Consider the following 4,517-nt stretch of genomic DNA (forward strand, 5'->3'; position numbering starts at 1 on the left):
GAGAGGGCACTGGAAAGATAGCCGGGGGCACCGGTTTCGGTGAGGGCAAGTCCAGCCAGGCCAGGAAGGGGGGCAAGCGCACGTAGGCGGGGTAGAAGCTCCCGAGGCGTTTCCGGCGCATCGGGAATACGGTAGGGACCCGTTTCTCCTAAGAGGTTGAGGTCGGCGGGGGCGTTTTCAGGAAGCCGGGCCAGCGCGACAGCAGCTCCCACGGGAATCCCGACTTTCTTGCCCTCCTCCAGCGCCGCCTTCAGTGTCTCCAGCTTCTCCTCATCCGTTGCGATCCAGACCGCGCTGAGCTTTGCCGTCGCTGCGGCTGTGAGTGCGTGCCGGGCTTCTGCGGGAGTCTTCGGTGCGAAGATTGCGATGCGCGTGCGAATCTCGGGACGAACCGGCTCAGGGGTCGGTGGACGCGTCGTTTGGTCTCGCGACGCATTTTGCAGCTCGTTGCCCAGGGATGATGCGGAGCTTTGATCCTGATAGACCCCATAACCTGGCACAATCACGGAGAGGCCTAGCTGATTCTGGGATAGCTTAATTCGTGAGGGATCGAGCGGAGGATTGATAACACCATTAATAGAACTCTGGCTGTGCCCTTCCTCCTGTGACTTAATCTGCTGCTTAAGAATTGTCTCAAGCTGATCGGAGATATTCTTGGGCAGAGCACTGAGGGGGACGACCGTGGTTTTTATCTGACCCCCGGCTTGAACGCCTTGAACGCTTTTAATAAGCTCCGGGGAGAGGCCGTAGCTGTTGTCTGTCGAGACAAAATGCTCTAGCTTGGTTGCTTTGAAGCGCTCGCGGTAGCCACGGCGCATCTCACTGGCAAGCTTTTCGGCCTCTGCTCTCCAGCGTTCTTGCCGCGCTTGGCGTGTTGCGAGCCCTTCAATGTCATCGGTGAGGAGCCAGAGAGACTTCTGGCCGGGGGCTTCCAGCTTGCGAAACGCCCCGGTGACGCTCAGCGCCAGCAGCTCCAGTAAATCCCCCGCACGAGCGCTCTGCTCCGGAGTGTTACGCAGCCAGAGAGCCAGCTCGGCGATGCGCTTGTCGGCACGAATCTCAAAGCCCGTGGCTTGGGTGACGCGCCCCAGAAGCTCCTCAATCGTCTTGGCCCCCTCCAGTGCGATGCGTTTATCGAACGAGGTAGATTTATAGTCGAGCTGTGAGGGCTTGAGCCTGTTAGGGAGCACTTCGGACAGAGTGACACCGTAGTTGGCGCTGGACTGAGCGCGGACACGGAAGTCCTTGCTGAGCTTCGGGCGCGTGTCGTTGCCCTGAATAGTGCCGCTGAAGCTGCCTCCGAAGCCTCCATTGAGCTTCTCATCCTGGTAGGCGAACCAGAACTGCAATGAGTGGCTCAGCTGCACACGGCTCTGCGCAAGGGCACTGGGAGGAACGGGCGTGGCATTCGGTGCGCCAAAACTCCCCACAAGTAGCCCTTGTGGCAAGATCCGGGAGAAAAGCGGCTGCTGCTGCGCCGAGAGATCGCGCAAGCCCAGACCGTTCGTGCCACACAAAAGCTGCCACTGGCGCTCATCGAGCGAGGCTGCCAGAGCCATCAGAGCATCGGATGACGGGAGCTGGCTCAGATCGGGCTTGCCCAGCTTGCTATTGAGCACGATCATCTTTTCCAGCACAAGGGCGCTCAGGCTCGTGGTTCGCGCCAGCCTGCGCTCCATCGCGGCGGTGAAATCCAGCACATTGATCCCGCCTTCACGAGAGAGCTTGGACAGATCCGGGGAGTGGCCGCCATTCAAGACACGGATCATACTGTCCGGAGCGATGACGAGAAGCGGGCCACGCTCCTGCGGTGTCCAGATCACCCGCTCCAGGTACTGGGTCACAAACGAGCGCCGGACGACAGATTGCTGCGCTTGAGCAGGGCAGGCACAAAAGAGAGAGGCCGCAACGACGGCAGAAACAACAAAGCGAGACATACTGAGAAACCTCCTGGCATTAGGATGCCAGAAAGTCTCTCAGACTTCAAGCTTCAAGGGAAATTTCGTCGCTAGAAACTGAAGTCGTAGGTGAGGGTGCCGTTGATGGTGGCACCGCCCGTGTTGGGCGTGCTGGTCGGATACGCACCGCTGGCAGTGATCGTGACATTCTCCAGAGAGACCGTGATGGAGTTGGTGCTCAACGCGACAATCCGAACCGTGCCGCCCGTGGGAGCGTAGTAGAGTGACTGGTCGAGCCCTAGACCATTGCTGATACTGAGCTGGCAGTAGTGTTTATCGGCGCTCGTGTAAGCTGACTTCAAGGCCAAGGTTTCCCCCACCACAAAGGCCTGGCTTGGCGAGCTGCTATCAATAAAGTTAAAGGCAAACTGTCGGTTGGGATAGCTCCCGTAGGCCGCTGTTCCCATGGTGAAGTTGATGTAGGTGTTGCCGCCTTTTTGCCCACTAAGCTTGCCCAGCGTCAGTGGCCCACTGGGGAAGTCACCGGTGCGATTGGTGACGGTTAACGTGCCGTTGGTCGGAGCGGGTGTGGGGATGGGAGTTGGCACGGGTGTTGGTGTGGGGATCGGAGTGGGTGTCGTGCCCGGCGAGGGCAGCACCACAGGGGAGTCGGAGCGACGGAAGCTTAGATCGGGCTGCGCGACTCCGTTCGCAGTAATGTGGAGTGTACCGAGGCTGTTGTCTGCGGGCAAAATACCCGTCACGTGAATCTCGTACGCAAGAAGGCTGACGGGATCGGTGTAGATGCCATTAAGATTTACTGCCCCGGTGTCCGGGTCAAAAGTCCCCGAGAGCGTGATACCCGTCAAGGGAATCGTAAGAGGCCACTCGACGCGGGATTTTTTGAGGGCTGCCCGAGTTACGGAGAAGACACCCGTGGCGTTGTAGGAGGCGTTTGTGGTGATGGAGAGCATGTTGGACGAGCCTCCAGGCTGGGTGATGGCCTCGGAGACGAAGCTGCGGCTGGCGAAGACACTAGCGGGTGTGACGACGCCTGCGCTACAGCCGGGGGCGACCATGAGCCCGATACTGGCGAAGAGCAGACCACCTGCCGTGATGAGCCGTTTGGCTTGAGGACGAGAGAGTTTCATGAGGAACCTACCTTTCATGGCACCAGCATAGCCCTAGGGCGTTACAGCGAGCGTTACAACTTTGTCCTCTTTCTTCTCATCTCCGGGTAAACTGAAAAAATTATGGCAAGAAAACGAAACACGGGCCTACCGCCCGGAGCCTGGCGCGTGGAGGAGGCAATCTGGGGAGAGCACCAGCGCGTCCGGCTTATCACGGGCTTGCCGAGCATTGTGGACGATCAAGAGCGGGTGCGCTCGATCCATGCCGTGTCGTTTCTCGCAGACGGACGTGTGGTGCTTGCGGAGAACAAAGATGGCAGCTTCACGTTCCCTGGCGGACGGCTGGAGGGCGGTGAGACGCAGCACCAGGCACTGGCACGCGAGCTCTGGGAGGAGGTGCGGATGCGCCTCGCCCCGGACTACAAGTCCCTTGCCGCTACCCGGATTGAGTTTCTGAATCGTGTTCCAGGCCGTGTCTACCGCGTGCACCCGACCTATCTGCTCTGGGTCTCGGGGCAAGTCGCGGAGCTCTCCGACGAGCCGCACCATGATCCCGCCGACAGTGTGGTGGGGCGACGGCTCTGTACGCCCGAAGAGGCCCTCACGCTCCTTCCCGAGCTAGAGCGGCGTGTCTTTGAAACTTATCTGGGGCGTCTGCCGGAGCCCACCGGCGTGATCCGTGAGCTCGTCGTCGAGGGCGATAGCGATGAGGACACTGAGTGAAGCGCCTTGTGGTTGCGATCACCGGAGCGAGTGGCGCTCTCTATGCCCAGCGCTTTCTGATGCAGGCCGTGCACCACTACGAGGAGATCTATTTAATGCTCTCGTCGAACGCCGCCTCCGTCCTCAAGACCGAGCTGGGGTTAGAGCTCGATGCCTACTTGCTCGATCCGAAAATCACGCTCTGTGAGAAGCGCAACTTCTTCACGCCACCCGCATCGGGGAGCTTTCGCCACGATGGCATGGTGATTGTCCCCTGCTCTATGGGAACTGCCGGACGAATCGCAAACGGCATCAGCGACGACCTCACCACCCGCGCCGCCGATGTCTGCCTTAAAGAGGGCCGCAAGCTGATTCTTGTCCCCCGCGAGATGCCCTGGAATCTCATTCATCTGCGCAATATGACCCAGCTCGCCGAAGCCGGGGCCACGATTCTGCCCGCCAGCCCCGCGTTCTACCACGAGCCTAAAACCATCGAGGATCTGGTTGATACGGTGGTCGCCCGGATTTTGCAAAATCTCGGCATAGAACAAACCCTTGTTGGGGAATGGCAAAAATAAAATTTCCGCATTTTGTTAGATTGGGGAGAGTCCAGCCGTTATAGGGGCGGAGGAACTTCATGTTGTGACCCCGGAGATCGAGGGGCGACTGTACCGAATGATGGAGGCAAAAGTGCGGGAGCTGGGGTGCATCGTGGTGGCGCTTAATGGGATGCCGGATCACGTGCACTTGCTTGTTCAGATGTCCACTACCATCACGCCTGCGGATT

Annotated in this window: 5 protein-coding genes; 3 read left to right on the plus strand and 2 right to left on the minus strand. The window is 59.4% G+C overall.

The features are described from left to right. The coding region (locus ACH2EH_RS11960; RefSeq protein WP_395141957.1) for a hypothetical protein at positions 1–1,937 on the minus strand (1,937 nt) is incomplete at its 3' end. A 71-nt stretch (positions 1,938–2,008) separates the two neighbouring features. After that, entirely contained in the window at positions 2,009–3,049 is a 1,041-nt protein-coding gene (locus ACH2EH_RS11965; protein WP_395141959.1) for a hypothetical protein, read from the minus strand. Positions 3,050–3,151: 102 nt separating this feature from the next. Here ACH2EH_RS11965 and ACH2EH_RS11970 point away from each other — a divergent pair, with 102 nt between their 5' ends. The 3 genes from ACH2EH_RS11970 to ACH2EH_RS11980 form a co-directional block, all read left to right on the plus strand. Further along, the gene (locus ACH2EH_RS11970) at positions 3,152–3,751 is read left to right on the plus strand and encodes an NUDIX domain-containing protein (RefSeq protein WP_395141961.1); all 600 of its coding nucleotides are present in this window, start codon (positions 3,152–3,154) and stop codon (positions 3,749–3,751) included. Then, complete coding sequence (locus tag ACH2EH_RS11975; RefSeq protein WP_395141963.1) at positions 3,748–4,308, plus strand: UbiX family flavin prenyltransferase; 561 nt, start codon at positions 3,748–3,750, stop codon at positions 4,306–4,308. Before ACH2EH_RS11970 ends, ACH2EH_RS11975 begins: the two co-directional genes overlap by 4 nt. 64 nt (positions 4,309–4,372) lie before the next feature. Further along, the coding region (locus ACH2EH_RS11980) for a transposase (RefSeq protein WP_395141965.1) at positions 4,373–4,517 on the plus strand (145 nt) is incomplete at its 3' end.

This window comes from Armatimonas sp. (assembly GCF_043760365.1).
Classification (GTDB): domain Bacteria; phylum Armatimonadota; class Armatimonadia; order Armatimonadales; family Armatimonadaceae; genus Armatimonas.